This is a genomic window from Nocardiopsis sp. NRRL B-16309 (assembly GCF_001279585.1).
Lineage (GTDB): Bacteria > Actinomycetota > Actinomycetes > Streptosporangiales > Streptosporangiaceae > Nocardiopsis.
Window position 1 is genome coordinate 285,743 of the sequence record NZ_LGEC01000114.1, and the last position, 17,506, is coordinate 303,248.

27 protein-coding genes are annotated in these 17,506 nt (G+C 70.0%); 18 read left to right on the top strand and 9 right to left on the bottom strand.

All coding sequences use genetic code 11. The annotated features are described in order from the left end of the window. Positions 1-3: 3 nt before the first annotated feature. Positions 4-939 carry an LLM class F420-dependent oxidoreductase gene (locus ADL05_RS25700; protein ID WP_053619579.1) on the bottom strand — a complete coding sequence of 312 codons (936 nt, stop codon included), beginning with the start codon at positions 937-939 and terminating at the stop codon, positions 4-6. A gap of 127 nt (positions 940-1,066) precedes the next feature. Here ADL05_RS25700 and ADL05_RS25705 point away from each other — a divergent pair, with 127 nt between their 5' ends. The 6 genes from ADL05_RS25705 (at position 1,067) to ADL05_RS25730 (ending at position 5,569) form a co-directional block, all read left to right on the top strand. Next, a complete protein-coding gene (locus tag ADL05_RS25705; protein WP_053619580.1) occupies positions 1,067-1,648 on the top strand; it encodes an RNA polymerase sigma factor in 582 nt (193 codons plus the stop codon). Beyond that, a complete protein-coding gene (locus ADL05_RS25710) occupies positions 1,645-2,445 on the top strand; it encodes a zf-HC2 domain-containing protein (protein ID WP_053619581.1) in 801 nt (266 codons plus the stop codon). The genes ADL05_RS25705 and ADL05_RS25710 overlap by 4 nt, the downstream gene beginning before the upstream one ends. Continuing rightward, entirely contained in the window at positions 2,442-3,332 is an 891-nt protein-coding gene (locus ADL05_RS25715) for an ABC transporter ATP-binding protein (RefSeq protein WP_053619582.1), read from the top strand. Before ADL05_RS25710 ends, ADL05_RS25715 begins: the two co-directional genes overlap by 4 nt. Further along, positions 3,329-4,840: a hypothetical protein gene (locus ADL05_RS25720; protein WP_053619583.1), complete on the top strand. Its 1,512-nt coding sequence runs from the start codon at positions 3,329-3,331 to the stop codon at positions 4,838-4,840. Before ADL05_RS25715 ends, ADL05_RS25720 begins: the two co-directional genes overlap by 4 nt. Positions 4,841-4,926: 86 nt before the next feature. Next, positions 4,927-5,175, top strand: coding sequence for a hypothetical protein (locus tag ADL05_RS25725; protein WP_156366033.1), 249 nt, complete (start codon positions 4,927-4,929; stop codon positions 5,173-5,175). After that, complete coding sequence (locus tag ADL05_RS25730; RefSeq protein ID WP_053619585.1) at positions 5,168-5,569, top strand: type II toxin-antitoxin system VapC family toxin; 402 nt, start codon at positions 5,168-5,170, stop codon at positions 5,567-5,569. The genes ADL05_RS25725 and ADL05_RS25730 overlap by 8 nt, the downstream gene beginning before the upstream one ends. A 110-nt stretch (positions 5,570-5,679) precedes the next feature. Here the strand turns inward: ADL05_RS25730 and ADL05_RS25735 are convergent, their stop codons facing one another. Next, on the bottom strand, positions 5,680-7,065 hold the full coding sequence (locus tag ADL05_RS25735; protein ID WP_053619586.1) for an MFS transporter: 1,386 nt from the start codon (positions 7,063-7,065) through the stop codon (positions 5,680-5,682). A gap of 607 nt (positions 7,066-7,672) precedes the next feature. Here ADL05_RS25735 and ADL05_RS25740 point away from each other — a divergent pair. From ADL05_RS25740 to ADL05_RS30825, 9 genes are all read left to right on the top strand, one after another. Further along, entirely contained in the window at positions 7,673-7,924 is a 252-nt protein-coding gene (locus tag ADL05_RS25740) for a hypothetical protein (protein ID WP_053619587.1), read from the top strand. Beyond that, the gene (locus ADL05_RS25745) at positions 7,921-8,154 is read left to right on the top strand and encodes a hypothetical protein (RefSeq protein WP_053619588.1); all 234 of its coding nucleotides are present in this window, start codon (positions 7,921-7,923) and stop codon (positions 8,152-8,154) included. The genes ADL05_RS25740 and ADL05_RS25745 overlap by 4 nt, the downstream gene beginning before the upstream one ends. Before the next feature lie 78 nt (positions 8,155-8,232). Further along, positions 8,233-8,421: a hypothetical protein gene (locus ADL05_RS25750; RefSeq protein ID WP_053619589.1), complete on the top strand. Its 189-nt coding sequence runs from the start codon at positions 8,233-8,235 to the stop codon at positions 8,419-8,421. Then, a complete protein-coding gene (locus ADL05_RS25755; protein ID WP_053619590.1) occupies positions 8,421-8,864 on the top strand; it encodes a hypothetical protein in 444 nt (147 codons plus the stop codon). The genes ADL05_RS25750 and ADL05_RS25755 overlap by 1 nt, the downstream gene beginning before the upstream one ends. A gap of 10 nt (positions 8,865-8,874) precedes the next feature. Next, entirely contained in the window at positions 8,875-9,054 is a 180-nt protein-coding gene (locus tag ADL05_RS25760) for a hypothetical protein (RefSeq protein ID WP_053619591.1), read from the top strand. After that, positions 9,051-10,733 (top strand): FtsK/SpoIIIE domain-containing protein, encoded by a 1,683-nt coding sequence (locus ADL05_RS25765; RefSeq protein ID WP_053619592.1) that lies wholly within the window; start codon positions 9,051-9,053, stop codon positions 10,731-10,733. The genes ADL05_RS25760 and ADL05_RS25765 overlap by 4 nt, the downstream gene beginning before the upstream one ends. A gap of 178 nt (positions 10,734-10,911) precedes the next feature. Beyond that, positions 10,912-12,057 (top strand): hypothetical protein, encoded by a 1,146-nt coding sequence (locus tag ADL05_RS25770; protein WP_053619593.1) that lies wholly within the window; start codon positions 10,912-10,914, stop codon positions 12,055-12,057. A gap of 123 nt (positions 12,058-12,180) precedes the next feature. Then, positions 12,181-12,903, top strand: coding sequence for a metal-dependent hydrolase (locus tag ADL05_RS25775; protein WP_231640909.1), 723 nt, complete (start codon positions 12,181-12,183; stop codon positions 12,901-12,903). A gap of 19 nt (positions 12,904-12,922) precedes the next feature. Next, positions 12,923-13,078, top strand: a complete 156-nt coding sequence (locus tag ADL05_RS30825) for a hypothetical protein (RefSeq protein ID WP_156366034.1) — start codon at positions 12,923-12,925, stop codon at positions 13,076-13,078. Between the two features lie 101 nt (positions 13,079-13,179). On the opposite strand, the gene ADL05_RS25780 is transcribed toward ADL05_RS30825, so the two are convergent. From ADL05_RS25780 to ADL05_RS25795, 5 genes are all read right to left on the bottom strand, one after another. Then, on the bottom strand, positions 13,180-13,479 hold the full coding sequence (locus tag ADL05_RS25780) for a hypothetical protein (RefSeq protein ID WP_053619595.1): 300 nt from the start codon (positions 13,477-13,479) through the stop codon (positions 13,180-13,182). 55 nt (positions 13,480-13,534) lie between these two features. Continuing rightward, a complete protein-coding gene (locus ADL05_RS25785; RefSeq protein ID WP_053619596.1) occupies positions 13,535-13,876 on the bottom strand; it encodes a DUF6221 family protein in 342 nt (113 codons plus the stop codon). 59 nt (positions 13,877-13,935) lie between these two features. Continuing rightward, positions 13,936-14,079: a hypothetical protein gene (locus ADL05_RS30830; RefSeq protein WP_156366035.1), complete on the bottom strand. Its 144-nt coding sequence runs from the start codon at positions 14,077-14,079 to the stop codon at positions 13,936-13,938. 86 nt (positions 14,080-14,165) lie between these two features. Beyond that, entirely contained in the window at positions 14,166-14,663 is a 498-nt protein-coding gene (locus ADL05_RS25790) for a hypothetical protein (RefSeq protein WP_053619597.1), read from the bottom strand. Between the two features lie 67 nt (positions 14,664-14,730). Next, entirely contained in the window at positions 14,731-14,925 is a 195-nt protein-coding gene (locus ADL05_RS25795; protein WP_053619598.1) for a hypothetical protein, read from the bottom strand. 99 nt (positions 14,926-15,024) lie between these two features. Between ADL05_RS25795 and ADL05_RS25800 the strand changes: the two genes are divergently transcribed. After that, positions 15,025-15,246, top strand: a complete 222-nt coding sequence (locus ADL05_RS25800) for a hypothetical protein (protein ID WP_053619599.1) — start codon at positions 15,025-15,027, stop codon at positions 15,244-15,246. A 4-nt stretch (positions 15,247-15,250) separates the two neighbouring features. On the opposite strand, the gene ADL05_RS25805 is transcribed toward ADL05_RS25800, so the two are convergent. Together ADL05_RS25805 and ADL05_RS25810 are read right to left on the bottom strand one after the other, a co-directional pair. Then, on the bottom strand, positions 15,251-15,850 hold the full coding sequence (locus tag ADL05_RS25805) for a hypothetical protein (protein WP_053619600.1): 600 nt from the start codon (positions 15,848-15,850) through the stop codon (positions 15,251-15,253). Continuing rightward, positions 15,847-16,695, bottom strand: a complete 849-nt coding sequence (locus ADL05_RS25810; protein WP_053619601.1) for a hypothetical protein — start codon at positions 16,693-16,695, stop codon at positions 15,847-15,849. Before ADL05_RS25810 ends, ADL05_RS25805 begins: the two co-directional genes overlap by 4 nt. 224 nt (positions 16,696-16,919) lie before the next feature. On the opposite strand from ADL05_RS25810, the gene ADL05_RS25815 reads away from it, so the two are divergent. Both ADL05_RS25815 and ADL05_RS25820 read left to right on the top strand, forming a co-directional pair. Further along, the gene (locus ADL05_RS25815; RefSeq protein ID WP_053619602.1) at positions 16,920-17,291 is read left to right on the top strand and encodes a ParB N-terminal domain-containing protein; all 372 of its coding nucleotides are present in this window, start codon (positions 16,920-16,922) and stop codon (positions 17,289-17,291) included. Then, positions 17,291-17,506, top strand: a complete 216-nt coding sequence (locus ADL05_RS25820) for a helix-turn-helix domain-containing protein (protein WP_053619603.1) — start codon at positions 17,291-17,293, stop codon at positions 17,504-17,506. The genes ADL05_RS25815 and ADL05_RS25820 overlap by 1 nt, the downstream gene beginning before the upstream one ends.

Genomic DNA, 17,506 nt, shown 5'->3' on the forward strand with positions numbered 1-17,506 from the left:
CGGTCAGTCCAGTTGCGGAACGACCCGCGAGGCCACCAGCTCCAGGTGGTCCAGATCGGACATGTCCAGCATCTGCAGGTACATCCGCTCCGCGCCCGCCTCGCCGAACCGGCCGATCTTGTCCACCAGCTCGTCGGGCGACCCGGCCAGGCCGTTCTCCCGCAGTTCCGGCACCCGGCGGCCGATCCGGTCGGCGCGCGCGGTGATCTGCGCCTCGTCACGGCCCGCGCACAGCACCTGCGCCGCCGAGTACACCATCGGCGCGGTGCGCCCGGAGGCCGAGACCGCCGTCCGCGTCCGGTCGAAGGCGGCGGAGGTCTCCTCCAGTGAGGCGAAGGGCACGTTGTACTCGTCGGCGAACTTCGCCGCCAGGCGCGGTGTGCGCTTGGGCCCGGTGCCCCCGATCAGGACCGGCGGACGGGGACCCTGCTGCGGTTTGGGCAGCGCGGGTCCCTCCGCCAGACGGTAGTGCTTGCCCTCGTACTTGAAGGTGTCCCCCGCCGGGGTCGACCACAACCCGGTGATGATGTCGAGCTGTTCCTCGTAGCGGTCGAAGCGCTCGCGCGCGGTGGCGGGGAAGGGGATCCCGTACGAGGCGTGCTCCTGCTCGTACCACCCGGCGCCGAATCCGAAGTCGACCCGGCCGCCGCTCATCCGGTCGACCTGGGCGACGGAGATGGCCAGCGGGCCCGGGTAGCGGAAGGTGGCGGCGGTCATCAGGGTGCCCAGACGGATACGGGAGGTCTCCCGGGCCAGCCCGGCCAGGGTGATCCACGCGTCGGTCGGGCCGGGGAGCCCGTCGGTGTGGTCACCCATGTGGAGGTAGTGGTCGGAACGGAAGAGGGCGTCGAATCCCAGGTCCTCCGCCGCTCTGGCGACGGCGAGCTGGTCCTCGTACGTGGCCCCCTGTTGGGGTTCAAGGAAGATCCTCAGGCGCATACGCCCCATTTTCTCCCATCCGCCGCAGCCTCGGCGCACACGCCGCGCGGTTACTGTGGAAAAGCGTGCTCACAGCCGTGCCCACCGGGCTGAACCGATCCCCGCCGCCACCGCGATAAGCAATCACGTGAAACTGCTCCGCCGCGCCCGACGACGCGCCCCCTCCCCCGACAGCACCGACGCGGTGCTGCTCGCGGCCGTCGCCGACGGTTCCACCGAAGCCCTGGAAACGCTGCACCGCAGACACGCGCCCTGGTTGCGGGCCCGGCTGCGCTACCGCTGTTCGGACCCCGACCAACTCGACGCCGCCCTCCAGGAGACCTTCCTGGCGGTGTGGAAGAACGCCGGGTCGTTCACGCCCCGCCCCGGCGACCCCGACGCCGGCGCCTGGCTGTGGACCATCGCGATCCGGCAGCTGATCTCCCAGCTGCGCAAACGGGCCAACCGGTGGATCGCCGACAGCGACTCCGAACCCTACGAGACCATCGGCGACGCCTCCGCCGAGGACACCGTGCTGCTCAACATCGAGCACGGGCCACTGGGCGCCGCCCTGCACACCCTGTCCCCCGAACTGCGCTCGGCGATCCAGGCCACCGTCCTGGACGGACTCACCGTGCGCGAGGCCGCCGAGATCCTCCAGATCCCGGAGGGGACGGTCAAGACACGGGTGATGCGCGCCAAGGCACGTCTACGGGAGGCCCTGACATGAGCTGGCACCTGACCCCCGCCCAGGTCGACGAGTACGTGTCGTCCACCGTCGACGACGTCACCGCCATGTCCGTGGAGGCCCACCTCATGCACTGCCCGCCCTGCCGGTCCCTGGTTCCGGCCGACGAAGCGTGGCTGGCCGACAGCTGGGCCGACCTGCGCGACATCGTGGACCGGCCCCGCGTCGGCCTCCTGGAGCGCGCGCTGACCGCGCTCGGCCTGCGGCAGACCACCGCCAGACTCCTCACCGCCACCCCCCAGCTCTACCGCGCCTGGCTCGTGGCCACCGTGGTGGTGCTGGCCGCCGCCCTGCTGAGCGCCCACCACCTGCCGCGCGGCTCCCTGCTGTTCGCCTTCACCGCGCCCGTCGTGCCCCTGGTCGGCGTCGCCGTCGCCTACGGCCGGGGGGTGGACCCCGCCCACACGCTCACGTCGGTCACACCGCTGGCGGGACAGCGGCTGCTGTTCCTGCGCTCGTGCGCGGTCCTGGTCCCCGCACTGGTGATGTGCACCGCGGCCGCGCTGCTCATGCCCTCCCCCACGACCCTGTGGAACGCCGGGTTCTGGCTGCTGCCGTCCCTGACCCTGGTCGCCGGTTCGCTCGTGCTCAGCCGCTGGATGCACCTGAGCGCCGCCGGCGCCGCGGTGGGCGGGCTGTGGGTGCTCGCCATGGTGCTGTTCGCCGCCACCGACCAGATCTCGGTCCTGGAGCTGTTCGCGCCGGTCTCCCAGCTGTGGTGGGCCGCCGCGCTGGCCGCCCTGGTCGGCGCGATCGTCCTGAGGGTGAGGCCCGCGTGAGCGCCCCGGCCACGGCCACCGCGCCGGTCCACGCGCGCGGGCTGGTCCGCCGGTACGGATCACGCAACGCGCTGGACGGCGTGGACCTGGACCTGGGAGCCGGGGTCACCGGGCTGCTGGGCCGCAACGGTGCGGGCAAGACCACACTCCTGCGCAGCCTGGCCACCGACCTGGACGTCAGCGCCGGCCGGCTGCGGGTGCTCGGCCGCGACCCCGGCGACGCCGCGGAGCGCACCGAGATCCGGCGGCGGCTGGGCTACCTGCCGCAGAGCCCGGAGTTCTACCCGCACTTCACCGCGTTCGCGCTGCTGGACTACGTGGCGGTGCTCAAGGAGCTGGGCGGGCGCCGCGCCCGCCACGACGAGATCCGCCGCAGCCTGGACCGGGTGGGGCTGACCGCGCGGCGGCACACGCGGGTGCGGCGCCTGTCGGGGGGCATGCGCCAGCGGCTGGCGCTGGCCGCGGCGCTGATGGGCGACCCCGAACTGCTGCTGCTCGACGAGCCGACGATCGGGCTGGACCCCGAACAGCGCATCCTCTTCCGCAACCTGGTCTCCGAACTGGCCGTGCGCAGCACCGTGGTGCTGTCCACCCACCAGATCGAGGACGTGTCGGCGCTGTGCCAGCGGGTGGTGTGCCTGGACCGGGGACGGGTCGTCTTCGACGGCACGCCCGCCACGCTGATCGGCCGGGCCCGCGGCCACGTGTGGGAGCAGACCGGACGGCCCCGGGACGGGGTCACCACATGGCGGCTGGCCGACGGCCGCTACCGCGTCCTGACCACCGAACGCAACGATCCGGCGCCGCCCGGGGACCGGTCCGCCGTCGAGCCCACCCTGGAGGACGCCTACCTGCTGCTGACGGGCGTGGAGCGGAGCGCGCGGTGAGCCGAGCGGCCACGTTCGCGCGGCTGACGGCGTTCGACGCGCGCCGGATGGCGCTGAACCCGCTGCTGTGGCTGGGCGCGGCCGCGACGGGCTATCTGTCCGCGTGGCCCCGCTACTGGACGGCGGCCCCCACCAGGACGGAGTTCCACGCGAGCCTTGAAAGCGCCGCGACGGTCGTCGCGGTCACGATGGCCGCCGTCGTGTGCTTCCCCGCCATGCGCGAGGTAGCCCACATCCGGCGAACCGTCGTCCCCCTGGGGCCCGTGGGACGCCTTCTGGCCCTGAGCACGGCCGCCGTGCTGATCGCGACGGTGATCATGACGGCGATGGCGCTGGTGGACCCGCTCCTGCGCTCCGCCCCCCTGGTCGGCACGCTGAGCCCCTACGCCTACCCCGCGCCCTTCCTCATCGCGACCGCCGGACCGCTGGCGTCGATCGCGGTGGTCGCCTGGACCCGCACCTACGCGCCCCTGATCGTGCTGTCCCTGGCCATCCCGGCCCTGCTCGTGTACGAGTCCACCACGGTCGACCTGGGACTGGGAACCGCCGTCTACCAGATCTCCCGGATGACCGTCCTGGTGGAGCGCCCGTTTCCCTTCCACGGCCCGGCCGTCACCCCGTTGTCCGGCCTCCAACTCGCCTACACCGCCCTGGCGGCGGCGCTCCTGGTCACGGTCATCGCGGCCGCACGCGCCCGGCCCGCCCGGCGCACGGCACTACTGGCGTCCGCAGCCGCACTGCTGGCCGGGGCCGCCGCGACGGTGGGCTACGGGCGCGTGGCCCACTCCTTCGACACGGCCTTCCCGGACACGGCGATCCACGGGGCCACCGCCGACCAGTGCCAGGTCCGCGACGGCATCACGTACTGCCCCCTCCCCGGTTACGAGCCCTGGGTGGACGAGTGGCACGGCGCGATCGGACCGTCCCTGGCCCTGCTGCCCGAGGACGCCCGGGACGGCCTGCCCGTCCTGTGGCAGGACGGGAACGCCTACAACCGGGACCTGGAGGTGCCGGCCGACCGCTCCGTCACCGTGTACGAGTACCTGGAGACCAGGGATCCGTACATGCGCGCGACCCTGGTGGGGTCGGCCTCCCTGGCCTCGCTGGGACTGGGCGAGTACGTCTGGGACTCGTGCCGGGGCACCGGGCAGTCGAGGTTCGTGGTCGTGTCGTGGCTGACCAGCACCGCGGAGGGCGTGCCCTTCGACGACCGGTTGGAGGCCGCGGCCACGCTGTTCAGCAGTTTCTCGCCCTCACTGGCCGACCTGGAGCTGCTGCGGGCCCTGATCGACGACGTGCCCCGGGAGCGGATGGTGGACGCTCTGGCCGGGCACTGGGACGTGCTGTCCACTCGTGAGGGCACGACCCTTGAACTGGCCGAGCTGGCGGGGGTGTCCGTCAGCGGGAACGCGGACACCCCGGCCACACCGACCGACTGGACGCGGGTGTTCCCCGAACTCGACCCGGAGACGCACATGGTCTGGGGAGAGGGCCCCGACTGCGTGTGAGCACACCGGTCGTTCATCCTGCGGTGGCATCGTGAGTGGCCACAGCAGGAGCATGCGTTGCACGCGTTGCGTGCTACCGTTTTCTCATGACCAATGTGAGCATCAGAGACGTACCGGACGAGGTCGTCAACAGGGTCCGCGCCCACGCCGCCAGCCAGGGGAAGAGCCTTCAGGCCTATGTTCGCGAACTCCTGGAGCGCGACGCCCGGACCACGCCCACCAGTCATGAGGGCACTCGGGGCACTCGCCTGGTGATGCGCCTACAGGCTCTTGAGCAGCGAAACGAATACGCCCATATGAGTACGGATGAGTACCTGGAGCTGATCCGTGGCTGACACGCTGATCGATTCCTGCGTCCTCATCGACGTCATCAAAGAGGACGCCGCTTGGGCCGATTGGTCGGCGACCGCGCTCGCTGAGGCGGCCGACACCGGGCGCGTGGTCATCAACCAGTTGGTCTACGCCGAGGTGTCCTTGTGCCTGGCCGACCCCGGCCAGTTGGACGCCGCCCTGGACGATCTCGTGGACCGTGAGGACCTGCCCTGGAAGGCGGCCGAGCTGGCGGCGGCCGCGCACGCCGAGTACCGCAGGCGGGGAGGAGCCAAGACGTCGCCCATGCCCGACTTCTATATCGGTGCCCATGCGGCCGTGTGCGGATATCGACTGTTGACACGGAACAGGAAGGACTTCACGAGTTACTTCCCCGGCCTGGACATCATCGCCCCCTGACACACGGTCGGTACGAGAACCGGGAAGCGATCAGGTGGGTCTTGCCCGAGCTCGAACCGGAGCTGTACCAGACCTGGGGCGAGATCGCCGCGTGCCCCTGGGCCGTGTGCTCACCCGGCGGGGACCACGCGTCGGCGGCCCCGCTCCCCGTCCCGCGGTCCGCCTCGGGTCGGCCGTCTGCGGTAGGCCGACCAGGTCAGCAGCGCGCACCCGAGGTAGAAGACGACGAACACCGCGAACGCCGGCACGGCGGTGTCCCACCGGGTGTAGGACTCGCGCAGGGCCATGGTGATGCCGACCCCGCCCAGCGCCCCCACCGCGCCGATCATGCCGAGCAGGGTGCTGGAGGTGTGCTCGGCCCGCGCCCGCGCCCGCTCCATGGGAACGCCCCTGGCCGCCAGGTCCTGGGCCCGGGCCGCGTAGACGGACGGGATCATCTTGTAGGTGGACCCGTTGCAGATCCCGGTGAGCGCGAACATGGCGGCGAAGACCGCGACGAACAGCAGCACGGAGTCCGCCACCAGGGCGGGGACCACCAGCGTGCCGACGACGGCCATGCCCAGGAAGGCCCGGAGGGTCACGCGCGCGCCGCCGAAGCGGTCGGCGAGCCAGCCGCCGAGCGGACGGATGACGGAACCGATCAGCGGGCCCACGAACGCGATGGACGCCGCCTCCAGAGGGGTACGGCCGAACTCGCCTTGGAGCAGCAGGCCGAACGCGAACCCGAAGCCGATGAACGAACCGAACGTGCCCACGTAGAGCAGTGACATGATCCAGAAGTGGCGTTCACCGAAGGCGCGCAGCCGGGTCCGCGCTCCGGCGCGCGCGTGCGCCAGGTTGTCCATGAACCGCCACGCCACCCACAGGCCCAGTGCGAGCGCGGGCAGGAACAGCAGCGGCAGGAGGTGGCCGGACACAGTACCGGCCACGGCGATCACGGCGAGTCCGGCGAACTGCACCGAGGCCACCCCGACGTTGCCGCCGCCCGCGTTCAGGCCTAGGGCCAGGCCCTTGTGGTGCTCGGGGAAGAAGTAGGTGATGTTGGCCATCGACGACGAGAAGTTGCCGCCGCCCAGGCCGGCCGTGGCCGCCAGGGCCAGGAAGACGGGGAAGGGTGTCTCGGGCCGCTGCATGAGGACGGCGGCCAGCACGGTGGGCACGAACAGCAGGGCCGCCGAGACCATCGTCCACGTGCGGCCGCCCAGCCGGGGCGCGACCAGGGTGTAGGGCACGCGCAGCACGGCACCGACGAGTGCGACGGCCGAGACGAGCAGGAACTTCTGCTCGCCGGTGAAGGAGAATCCGGCCTCGGGTGTCATGAACAGGACGAGGACCGACCACAGGCTCCACACGCAAAAGCCCAGGTGCTCGGTCGCGATCGACGCCCACAGGTTGCGGTTGGCGACGGTGAAGCCGTGCTCGTCCCAGAAGCGGGTGTCCTCGGGGTCCCACCGGGTGATCCAGCGCGGACGTCGGGAGAGGCGTTCGGAGTCCATGGGGGTCCTCGGGGAAGGGGATACCGACCCCGATGACGCTAGGAAGGCGCGATGTCGGCGATGGTGCCCTCCCGTGACACACCGGCGACGACGCACTCACTCCGGGCTGTGCGCGCGGTGAGTTCGGACCAACCTCGCACAGAGGCCGTCGAGGGACGTCCCGGACGATCGGACCGGGCACGGACGCGCGGCGGGCGCCGGGGCCGGGCCCCGTCCCGACACGACACCGTCGCCTCTGACGCACGCGCGTGAACGGCGCGCGCCCCGGTCCGCTCGGGGACCGGGGCGCGCGCCGTCGTCACGTCAGTCCTGGTCCTGCTCCTGGTGGCGGCGGGCCTTGTGGACCGGCTCCAGCACCGCCAGGCACTCCACGTGGTGGGTCATCGGGAACATAGCCCTCAAGCGTCGTTGCAGGTCAGAGGCTCTTTTCAGGGTCTGATCTGCGAAAACTTCATACGCGCATGTGCCAGCACGTGACATCAGATGACGGGGTTTGACCCTCTCCTGACGCATCAGTGACGCACAGACGCGAACGGCCCCGGGTGGCGCTGCGAACGCCAACCCGGGGCCTTGGCCCAACACCCTGACGACGCAGGAGTTGAACCCGATGGAAACCCTATCTCAGCTGCCCAGCCACGTCTCCACGTGGTGGATGCACTTGAGCAGCCCCGCGCTTGAGACCGTCCGTCTCGCGCTCTCCCCCGCCTACGAGTGGGTCCTCACCTACCCGCTCCTCGCCGCGTTCGCCGCCGGGTGGACGCTGTTCTGCTTCGCGATGCTGTACGCGTTCATCAAGGCCGATGCGCGCCCCACCCTGAACCAGCGGTGCGCCGCTGAGGTTGAGGAGGCGCGGCGGTGACCTCCCCCGACCCCCTCGACCTGTCGTTGCGCGCTATCGCGCTCGTGCGTGCCGTCCATGACGGCGACCAGGACCGGATCGCCGCTGCTGTTGACGGTCTCGATCCGACCGATGTGCTCGGTGTCGCCATCCAGGGCGCGACGCTCACCGCGGCCCTCATCCGCGACAACTCGCCCCACTCGGTGGATCAGGTGTGCCGGAAGTTGGAACGCAACGTCCGCTCCTCCTAACCCCGTGTTCTGCCTGTGCTGCCCTTCGGGGCGGTGCGGGGACCAACACGGGTCCGCAGTTCACCCTCAGGAGGACACATGGCGTCCGACGCCACCGCCCGACGCGTCGGGCGTGAAGACCTCACCGGCTGGTACCGGCTCAGCACCAAGCCCGCCATCGCCGCACGCCAAGCCGAAACCCTCATCGACCGGTGGGGCGCCCCCTGTCGGTGGCCGTCCATCGACGGTGTCCTGTCCGCCGCTGACCCGGAGGGGCGGGCGGCCTGATGATCGAGACCGCGAACATCTCCGTGTCAGTGGTGTGCCTCATCGTGGGGCTCATCTGCTGGTTCTCGAAGGCGTGGCCGAAGGCCCAGTTGGTGCTGTTCATCCTCGCTGGCGCCGGGATGGGCGCCGGGTTCATCGGCGGGTCCATCTTGGACGGCATCGCGTCCATCATGTCCGCGGTCGACGGCGGGATGGCTGACGCGTTCGGCGCCCCCGTCCCCGGTCTGCTCGCGGTGACGGTGACGCTGTTCATCGTCCTGGGGTGGATGGGCAAGCTCGGCTGGATGAAGAAGGGCTCCCGCATCGTGACCGCCCTGTCCGCGTTCGGTGCCCCGCTGATCTGGCACATGACGGGCGGCATCTTCGGGGGCCTGGCCATGGTGGCCGGGTCCATTGGCGGTGTCCTCGGGTCCGTGATCTTCCTGCCCATCACTGGTTTCTAGGGAGACCACCATGCGTCATGTACTCATCCCAGCCGCTGTCGGCGCCCTTGTCGCGCTGATGTCCTCCCACGCCGTGTCGTGGTGGGTGGTCCTACTGGCCGTCCCTGTTGCCGCGGTCGCCTGCATCGGGTTCCTGGTGTGGGCCGACAGCCGCCCCTCCCGTCCGATTCTGCGAAAGAAGGAACTGTGACTGCCGAGCTGCACACCGCGGGTTCCGGAGCGGAGGTGATCGACTTCGCGTCCCGCCGCCGCACCCCCACAGTGGAAGAGGTTCCCGAACCCGAACTCATCACCGGGCGCCGCCGTAAGCTCCCCACCCTGCCCGCCGGCGTTGGCGGTGTCGTGCTCGCCGCCCCCAAAAACTGCGTGTGCCGGATCGGCCGCGGCACCAAGAAGGGCGGCGACACCTGGGGGCACTGGGTGCGCGAGAAGGGCCACCGGGTCGAGCGGGCCAAGAAGACGCTGTGGTGGGCGGCGGGCACACTCGTCGTGCTGGCGTGGACGGCTCCGTTCGGGATCATCGCCGCCGCGGTCGTGGGCCTCACTGCGGCGGTCGTGGCTGGCGCCCCAGCGAAGACGAAGAAGTCCGCGGCTGCTTCCCCTGTGGAGGCGGGGGGAGGCGTAGCGCCTCCTGCTCCGGTCGACGGCACCTCCACGGTGGAGGCGGGCGCCTCCATGCCCACGGAATCTGTGGAGGCGCCCACGCCCCCCACGGATGCCACGACGGTGCCAGTGCAGGCACCCTCTGTTCCCCGGGGTGGCCGTGTTCCTGTGGGTCCGCCGTCCACGTCCCCGCTCGTGGGCCGCACCACCGCCGTTGACGTGTGGACCGAACCCGTCCGGTGGGGCATCGACGCCTACGGCGCGCCCGTGGAGACGGTCCTGCCCGGCAACCCCGGTCTGCTCACCGGCGGCGTGTCCGGGTCCGGTAAGTCCGTGGCGTCCCACCAGATGCTCTGCCACGTCGCCCTGGACCCGCACGCGCAGCTGTGGCTCGTGGACGGCAAGATGCTGGAGCTCGTCCACTACGAGGACATCGCGCACCGCCGCCTCGGCGGGCCGGACCTGGACGCGTTCGGGGAGATGGTCGACGACCTGGACGCGGAGATCCAGCGGCGCACCCGCGCGATCGCTGGCAAGACCGTGAAGATCACCGGGAGGAACTGGCAGCAGTACGACGCGCCGTTCATTCTGCTGCACGTCGATGAGATCCAGCTGTTCACCCTCCAGGGCAAGGAGGGCAAGGAGCTGGCGCAGCGGCTGGCGCTGCTCGCGTCGGTGTGCCGCGCCCTGGGCGTGTTCATCTCGGTGGCCACCCAGCGCCCGGAGGACTCGGTGGTGCCGCCGCTGCTGTGCAACAACCTCGTCCTCAAGTTGGGGATGCGCACGGAGGACGCCGCCCAGTCCAACACTGTGCTGGGCAACGGCATGGCTGGCCGCGGCTACCGCAGCGACCGGTTCACGGGCGACCAGAAGGGCGCCGCGTACTTCCGCGGCGAGGTCGGTGACCCGACCGCGTTGACGACAGGGTTCCTGCGCATCCCGGACGAGGACGAGGGCGGCCCGGACCACGTCCGCGACATCGTCGCGCACGCCACCGAACTGCGGCGTGAGGCCGAAACCCTGCCCGTAGCCGATAACCGGCCGCCCCGAGCGGACCGGTTGGAAGTCGCCTCCGACGCCCTGGACGCGATGGAGGAGGCCGGGGTGGATCGGATGAGCCGCGTCGACCTCGCGGCCGCCATGGGGTGGGACGAGGAGGAGCTGCGGTCCGCGCTCACCCGCGCGGGGGTGTGCTCGCCGCACCCCCTGGCGGGTGTCAGCGGACGCGGTTGGTACCGCAAGGATCTGGCGGCCCTCATGCGATGACACCTGCATGACGACCCGTATGACGCTCTGACCTGCTGTTACACCGATGACACTCCAGTGGCGCCCCCGGAAATCGGGGTGGCGCGCGGGTGTCAGACCGTCACCCGATCACGAAGGTGGCCCGCCGGAACTTCCAGGGACCGGGCGGGCCACCACCCCCAGAAAGGGCAACACCACGATGGCACACGAGACCGAGAACACCGACCCGCAGGAGCGCCCGCCCGGCGCCGTGGAGGACCTGAGGCGGCGCCTGAACCTGCGTCAGTCGTTGGACAAGCTCAAGCGCTCTGACTCCGTGGCCCGCCTCCAGGCGCGCGTCGCCCACCGCATCGCGGTGGCTGGGGCCCGCGCGGAAGCCCGCCGTGACCGGCGTACCCGCCGTGAGGAGGAGCGCGACGCCACCGAGTCCTCGACCCTGTCTGACCTGTACCGTCGCGCGACCGTGTCCGGGGAACGCGCCCGCGTGCGGGCAGTCATCACCCAGTCCGCGGAGATGCGCGCCATGCGCGTGGAGAAGGTCCGCCGCACGTCCCTGCTGGTCCTCATCCCCGTGTTGGTGGCGTTCGCCGCCTGGTCCACCGCGGGAGTGCACACGGGCATCACCGGGCTGCTCGCCGCGGCCCCGGGTTCGCCGATGTGGTGGGCGGCGTGGGGGCTGGAGCCCGCGCTCATCACGATCGTGGGCGGCCTCATCATCGTCCGCGCCGTGCTGCGCTCATCCGGTGGGGATCTGGGGTGGCGGGCGACGCTCGCGGAGTGGGCGGCGCTCACCGTGTCGATCGCTCTGAACGCTGCCGGTCACTGGCCGGAGGCGGGGACGCTCACCGCGGTGGCGGCGCTCATCGCTCACTCGATCGGTCCGCTCGGGGCGGCGCTCACGGCGTGGCTGATCGGGATCATCGACGATGCGGTGGCGAACGCGAAGCCGGGTGAGCGCAACGGTGAGCGGGTTCCGTCGCTGACTGAGCTGTCGGTGAGCGCCCCGGTGCGATCGGGTGGCGAGCGTCCTCTGAGCGCCCCTGAGCGGGACGCGATCACGCAGGTGGGGACGGCTGAGCGGCCCGGGGGGCTGTCGGAGTCCGACTATGAGCGACTGCTGTCCGGCGACCAGTCGGACGACGCCCCGGAGGAGCCCGCCGCGGCTGAGCGGCCCGAGCGGGGAGTGAGCGGGTCGGTGTCCGAGCGGCGAGCGATCGTCGCCCAGCTGTTGGCTGAGCGCCCGGACATGACCGGACCGGAGATCGCTCAGGCGCTCACGGATGCGGGGTTCCCGGTGAGCGTGCCGACGGCCAAGCGTGACCGGTCGGCGGTCACTGGGGAGTGATCGGCGGGCGCCCGCTCACACCGAGCGGGCGCCCCGTTCACCTGAGCGCATCACTGAGCGGGTGCGGTCTGGTGAGCGAGAGGTGTTCTCGATGGTTCTGCTACCTCCTGGAGGAAGCCCATGATGGGCACCAGTCATTCGGCCAGTGGTCTGCTCGTGGGCGTGTCCCTCGCCGCGGCTCTCGGTTCCCACCCCGCCGACCTGTTCGTGTGCGCGGCGGTTGGCGCCGGCGCGGCCCTCCTCCCTGATCTGGATGAGCCGGGCAGCACGGTGGGCCGGTCGCTGGGTGTGGTGACCGCTGGCCTGTCGCGTCTGCTGCGCTCTGCCTCCCGTGCCACCTACCGGGCGACGGGAACGCCGTATGAGCTTCGGGAGGATCGGGATGGTGGCCACCGCCACCTCACCCACACTGTGCCCGCTGTGCTCACGTTCGGCGCGCTGTGGTGGGGTGTGGCGTCCCTCGGGGCGGTGGGCCTGGCGGTCGCGGTGTTCGCCCTGGCCGCGTTGGGGCTCGCCTGCGTGCTCCGCCCGTTCGGCCGGTCCGCTGTGCAGGGCGCTGGTGTGCTCGGGGTGGTGGTCGCGACCGCGGCTGTGCTGTTCGGCTCGTCCCCGTGGCTGGTCGGCCTCACCGTGGCGGTCGGCTCGTTAACGCACATCCTCGGTGACTGGTTGACCCGCTCGGGTGTCCCGCTGGCGTGGCCGCTCACGCACAGGGGCAAGAGGTGGTGGATGTTCCGCTCCCCGGTCGCGTTCCGCACAGGGCAGTCCCGTGTGGAGGACGCGATCAGGTGGTGCTGTCTGGCCGGCGCCCCGGTCGTGGGAATGTTCACGCTGGTCGCGGCGTAGAACCAGCGGGGGTGATGGCGTGGAGAACGTCACGCACGAGGTCGAGAAGACGCGCCGGGGCCTACCGTATGTGGTGCCCAGTCTCGATGAGGACGAGCTGGACACGCTGATACCGGAGCGGCTGGAAGCGGTCGATGAAGTGCGGGAGCCTGTGTGGGACGAGATCCTGCACTGATCAGGGCCCCTCTTCGGAGGGGCCTTCTGCGTGCGCCCGTGCGGGGGGCTGCCCACAAGGTGTCTCACTTGGTGTGGGCAACCTAATGAGCAACCTCGGGGTCAGGCGTCGTCGGTCGGCGCTTCCTCCACGAAAATGCCCTTGGCCTCCTCCAGGACGAGCTTCAGCAGGGTCCTCTGCTCGTCGCCGTCCGCGCGCCACCGCGACGACCCGATGCGGGCGTGCTCCCAGTGGCGGTCGATGACGCGGAACGCGCGGGGGTCGTCGGGGAGGCTGAGCATGTCCCCGACAGCGGGAGGGAAGTCGGTGAACATGTGGTCAGGGCCGATGGGTTCGTAGTGGTAGCCGCCCTCGACGGTGGTGCGGACGTAGGGCCAGAGTTCGGCGCGGGTCACGTGCATGGTGTGCTCTCCTGTCGTTGGTGGTGGGGCGCCCGTGTCGGACGCCCCAACAAGGTCAGCCATCCGTCCAGCGGGTCGGGAAGTCCGGACGGTTCTTGTACGCCTGGGCTACTACCGCCACCGCCTGACTCATCGCCGTGATGATGGCCTGAGGCCCGTCCGCGAACTCCTGCTCTGCTACGACCGCTTTCGTGTTCTCCCACTCATCGAGGAGAGCGCGCTTCGCAGCGATGTCGTCCCGGATCTGCTGCGGGTATCCGCAGTCGCAGGCGTCGGGACCGTACTCCTCGTTGTAGATGACCGTCCCGCAGTGGCTGAGGTGGGCCTTGGGGGCGTTCGCTTCGTCTTCTTCGAGGTACTCGCGGAGTAGCTGCACGAGTTGAGCTAGCGGGTCCATGTTGCCTCCTTCTTTGATTGTCGCTTGGGGCCCGCGGTCACAGCACGAGCCCGGGGTGGTCAGACGTCAGCCATCGACCGGTTGAAGGACTCCATCGCCCGCCGGATCGGAGTCGGCATCGGACCGGGCGCGGGCTCCTCCCATGCGGCGGCGAAGTCGACCATCGCGTCGTTGGCGTTGTCGAGCGCGGTTTCGAGGTCCATGGGTGCTCCTTGTGGTTGGTGTTGCTCTGATAGTGCCTGAGGTGGTGGGCCCGTACCGTGGGTTCACAGCACGAGCCCCAAGGTGGTCAGGCTGCGGTCGTGAGGCTCCCCGCCCACACGGCCAGCGCCTCGAAGTCGGACGTCTCCAGCCCGATGGCGGGGTCCACCCAGTGCAACAGCGCCGGGCCGTCATGGCGCTGAGCGACCCAGTCCCGGTCGGCGTCGGTGATCTCGTCGTCGATCCACGCGAACGGGCGGCCGTTGGCGTAGGCGATGATGTCCGACGTCTTGAAGTACACGGCCCGGGGTGCGTCGTCGTCGCCGTCGGGGAACGCGCACACGGGCAGGTGCGGGAGCCCGATGCGGGGGGCGATGTAGGTGTTGGCCTCCGCCTCCCACGTGGTGCCCCACACCAGTTCGTAGGGCAGTTCGGTGAGGGCGCGGCCGTGGTCGCGGCGTAGGAGCACGTTGATCCCGTTGAGCTTCCACTTCCGGTAGCCGCGCTTGTACGCGCCCCGGTTGGACCCGTCGCAGGGGTTGAGGGGTCCGTCGACGTCGATGAACAGTAAGGGCCGCTCGTCCATGTGTGCCTCCTGGTCTGATTGTGGCCTGTGGTGGGGCACCGGCAGTGACGCCGATGCCCCGGGGTGGTCAGGCGCGCAGGGCGCCCCGTTCGATCTCCAGGAGTCGCCCGTCTTCGCCGGTCTCCGCGTAGTGCGCCCACCGTGCGCGGGTGGCGTCGTCCTCCATCTCGGACAGCACCTGCTGGCATTCGTCGGTCTCGCAGGCGTCGATCTCGCGCTTGTGGTGGCAGTGGCGGGTGAGTTCGTGCTCGGGAAGGGTCATCGTGTTCTCCTTGCTGGTGGTGTTGGGTTGATGGTGTCGCGTGGTGGTGACGGCCAGGCTGCCTTCTGGGCTTTGTCCGCGCCGGAGCGTAGCGTTCGTGTGACCATCCACGATCGGGAGCGCACCATGGCCAACGTCGCCTACGTCAACGTCAACGTCAACGTCTCCGAGTCCCGGTGGGACGTCATCCCCAAGGACAAGCCCCGTCACGTCAGTGTCGGCGCGGCTCTGAACTCGCAGGTGCCCGAGGGCTGGCCCACCACGGGACGGGCGGTCATCGTTGAGGTCGATGAGGACGGGCAGAACCTCGGCGTCATGTGACATCTCATGCCGCCCGCGTCCGGCAGGGATCCCCATGTGGGAACCCTGCCTGCCGCGCCTTCTCGTGCACGAGTTCTACGAACCGCCACGCCGCCGGGGTGTGCCGCTTCGGCCGGTACGGGACCGGGGCCAACAGCTCCTCCCCCGCGACGGTCACGCCGACCCCGTAGAACGACGCCTGTGTCAGGTACATGTCCCGTTTCGAGTCGGGCAGGCGGGTGAGGTGGACGGCGCGGGCACAGAACGGCGCGAACGACGTGGCGGCGTTGAACGCCTTCGCTGGTGGCCCGGTCACCACGGCGACGTCCACGGCCAGCGGACGCACCGCCAGCCGGGTGATGGTCGCCCCGTCGCGCAACGCCGCCCCGTGGGGCAGGGAGCCGATCAGGTGGCGCTCACGGGCCCTCAGGGCCACCTCTGGGACAGGCTCCCCGACCGGGAGAGCGGAGAGGAGTTCGAGGGCCGACCAGTTCGTCACAGGCGCAGCGTTGGCGTCCTGACGCCGTGCGATCTCAACGGGGTCGGGGCGGTAGTGGATGGTCGTGGCCGCGTTCCACTGGAGCGTCAAGGCGTCGTTGGTGGCGAGGGAGTTGGAAGAGCTCATGCTGTGGCCTCCAGACCAAGCGGGTTCGCGAGGAACGCGGGTGTGTTGATCCCCTTGTTGGCGTAGTGCAGCAAGGCGAACTTGCACGCGAGGTTGTCGACGCCCTTCGGGGTACTGCTGATGCCGTCGCCCTTCAGTTGCTCCAGGGCGTTCTGTCGAGCCTTGCGGTAGATCGTGGGCCGCTGCTTCTCCAGCTTCAGCATGGCCGCCCTCAGGTCGTCAGGGGAGAGTGCGTCCACGAGGTCCCATCGCCTGTTCAGCTCTGCTGCGCGTCGGCGCTGTCGTTCTTCTCGCTGCTGCTCGGCTGCTTGCTCATCGCGCGCTTGATCGCTTGCGATCGAGCCCGAGCGAGCGGAGCGAGCTCGGAAGGACTCTTCTTCCTCGGTACTTCGTACATCGGTACTTCCGTTGTCGGTCCTTCTTATAGACGCCCGATCCACCGACGCCCGGTCGCCCGACGCCTGGTTCACCGACGCCCGGTTAGCCGTACCTCGGTCCGACCTGCGGTTATCCGCGTTCTCGCTGGTCACGTCCTGGGGCACGTCGTACACGTAAAGCTCGGTCGTCCACGAGCCGTCGTCGCGCTGTGCCTTGACGCGCACGATGTATCCGGCGGCTTCGATCTCGCCGAAGAGAGCCCGGACAGCTTCGCGTCCCTCGCCGCGCTTGTTGCGCTCCCGCTTGGCGGTGCGCGCGAGTTCGTCGGCGGTGGTCTTCCAGTCGTCGGGACGGGAGAGCAGTTCCATGAGGACGCCACGGGCGGCCCACGAGAGACGTGGGTCGCGGATGAGGGCGTTGGGGAAGATGGTGAAGTGGTCCTCGTGCCGGGATCGAATGATCTTCACCGGGCACCCCCTACGGGGTGCGAGCACGGGTTACCATTAGGCTTAGACAAAGCCGCTCCCTGAGGTTCGTTCAGGTTGTGGTTAGAAGCCGTCGTGGTGCTACCAACACCCGGCGGCTTCGCTCGTTTATGTGGTTGTCCTCCCAGTCTACCCGGTTCGCACGTGCATCGCCGGGTTCTGGGAACCCCTTGCATGTAGCCTACCCGCAGTCGTATGGTGGGTACATGCACAACCCACTGAACCTCGACATCATCGACGCCACCGGCTTCGCCACCGGGCAGCCCGACCGCGACGCCGGCCACGTCAACGAGATCGCCGCCTCCATGGAAACCCACGGCTGGCACGGCGCACCCCTCGTCGTCCTCAGTGACTACGCACGCGCCTACACCGGCACCCACCGCCTCGCCGCCGCCGAACAAGCCGACCTCGACTACGTGCCCGCCGTCGAGCTGGCCGACATCTTCGAGGCGTGCGACCTCGACCTGTTGCAGATCTGCGAAGACGAGGACCTGTCCATCCTCGAAGACCGCCCCGAGGTACTGAGGCACCTGCCCGACGACATCCGCGCCGCCTACGGCCTCGACGACATCTGCTGATGAGCGACTACGTCGAACAGTTCCGGGCCCTCACCGTCCAGCAGAACGCCGCACAGGCAGAGGTGGACAGGATCGGCGCTGAACGGGCGCGGGTGCTCGCCGCCTACCACGCAGAGTCCGGCCTGTCCTACGCCAAGATCGGCGCGGAAGTCGGGCTGAAGCGCGCCACTGTCCAACAGCTCGTGGAACGCGGACGCGCCCTCGACACCCCCTGA

Coding starts and splice junctions, on each gene's coding strand:
- ADL05_RS25700 (WP_053619579.1), bottom strand. CDS start 939: ATGCGCCTGAGGATCTTCCTTGAACCCCAACAGGGGGCCACGTACGAG.
- ADL05_RS25710 (WP_053619581.1), top strand. CDS start 1,645: ATGAGCTGGCACCTGACCCCCGCCCAGGTCGACGAGTACGTGTCGTCC.
- ADL05_RS25725 (WP_156366033.1), top strand. CDS start 4,927: ATGACCAATGTGAGCATCAGAGACGTACCGGACGAGGTCGTCAACAGG.
- ADL05_RS25735 (WP_053619586.1), bottom strand. CDS start 7,065: ATGGACTCCGAACGCCTCTCCCGACGTCCGCGCTGGATCACCCGGTGG.
- ADL05_RS25740 (WP_053619587.1), top strand. CDS start 7,673: ATGGAAACCCTATCTCAGCTGCCCAGCCACGTCTCCACGTGGTGGATG.
- ADL05_RS25750 (WP_053619589.1), top strand. CDS start 8,233: ATGGCGTCCGACGCCACCGCCCGACGCGTCGGGCGTGAAGACCTCACC.
- ADL05_RS25755 (WP_053619590.1), top strand. CDS start 8,421: ATGATCGAGACCGCGAACATCTCCGTGTCAGTGGTGTGCCTCATCGTG.
- ADL05_RS25760 (WP_053619591.1), top strand. CDS start 8,875: ATGCGTCATGTACTCATCCCAGCCGCTGTCGGCGCCCTTGTCGCGCTG.
- ADL05_RS25770 (WP_053619593.1), top strand. CDS start 10,912: ATGGCACACGAGACCGAGAACACCGACCCGCAGGAGCGCCCGCCCGGC.
- ADL05_RS25775 (WP_231640909.1), top strand. CDS start 12,181: ATGGGCACCAGTCATTCGGCCAGTGGTCTGCTCGTGGGCGTGTCCCTC.
- ADL05_RS25780 (WP_053619595.1), bottom strand. CDS start 13,479: ATGCACGTGACCCGCGCCGAACTCTGGCCCTACGTCCGCACCACCGTC.
- ADL05_RS25785 (WP_053619596.1), bottom strand. CDS start 13,876: ATGGACCCGCTAGCTCAACTCGTGCAGCTACTCCGCGAGTACCTCGAA.
- ADL05_RS30830 (WP_156366035.1), bottom strand. CDS start 14,079: ATGGACCTCGAAACCGCGCTCGACAACGCCAACGACGCGATGGTCGAC.
- ADL05_RS25790 (WP_053619597.1), bottom strand. CDS start 14,663: ATGGACGAGCGGCCCTTACTGTTCATCGACGTCGACGGACCCCTCAAC.
- ADL05_RS25795 (WP_053619598.1), bottom strand. CDS start 14,925: ATGACCCTTCCCGAGCACGAACTCACCCGCCACTGCCACCACAAGCGC.
- ADL05_RS25805 (WP_053619600.1), bottom strand. CDS start 15,850: ATGAGCTCTTCCAACTCCCTCGCCACCAACGACGCCTTGACGCTCCAG.
- ADL05_RS25815 (WP_053619602.1), top strand. CDS start 16,920: ATGCACAACCCACTGAACCTCGACATCATCGACGCCACCGGCTTCGCC.
- ADL05_RS25820 (WP_053619603.1), top strand. CDS start 17,291: ATGAGCGACTACGTCGAACAGTTCCGGGCCCTCACCGTCCAGCAGAAC.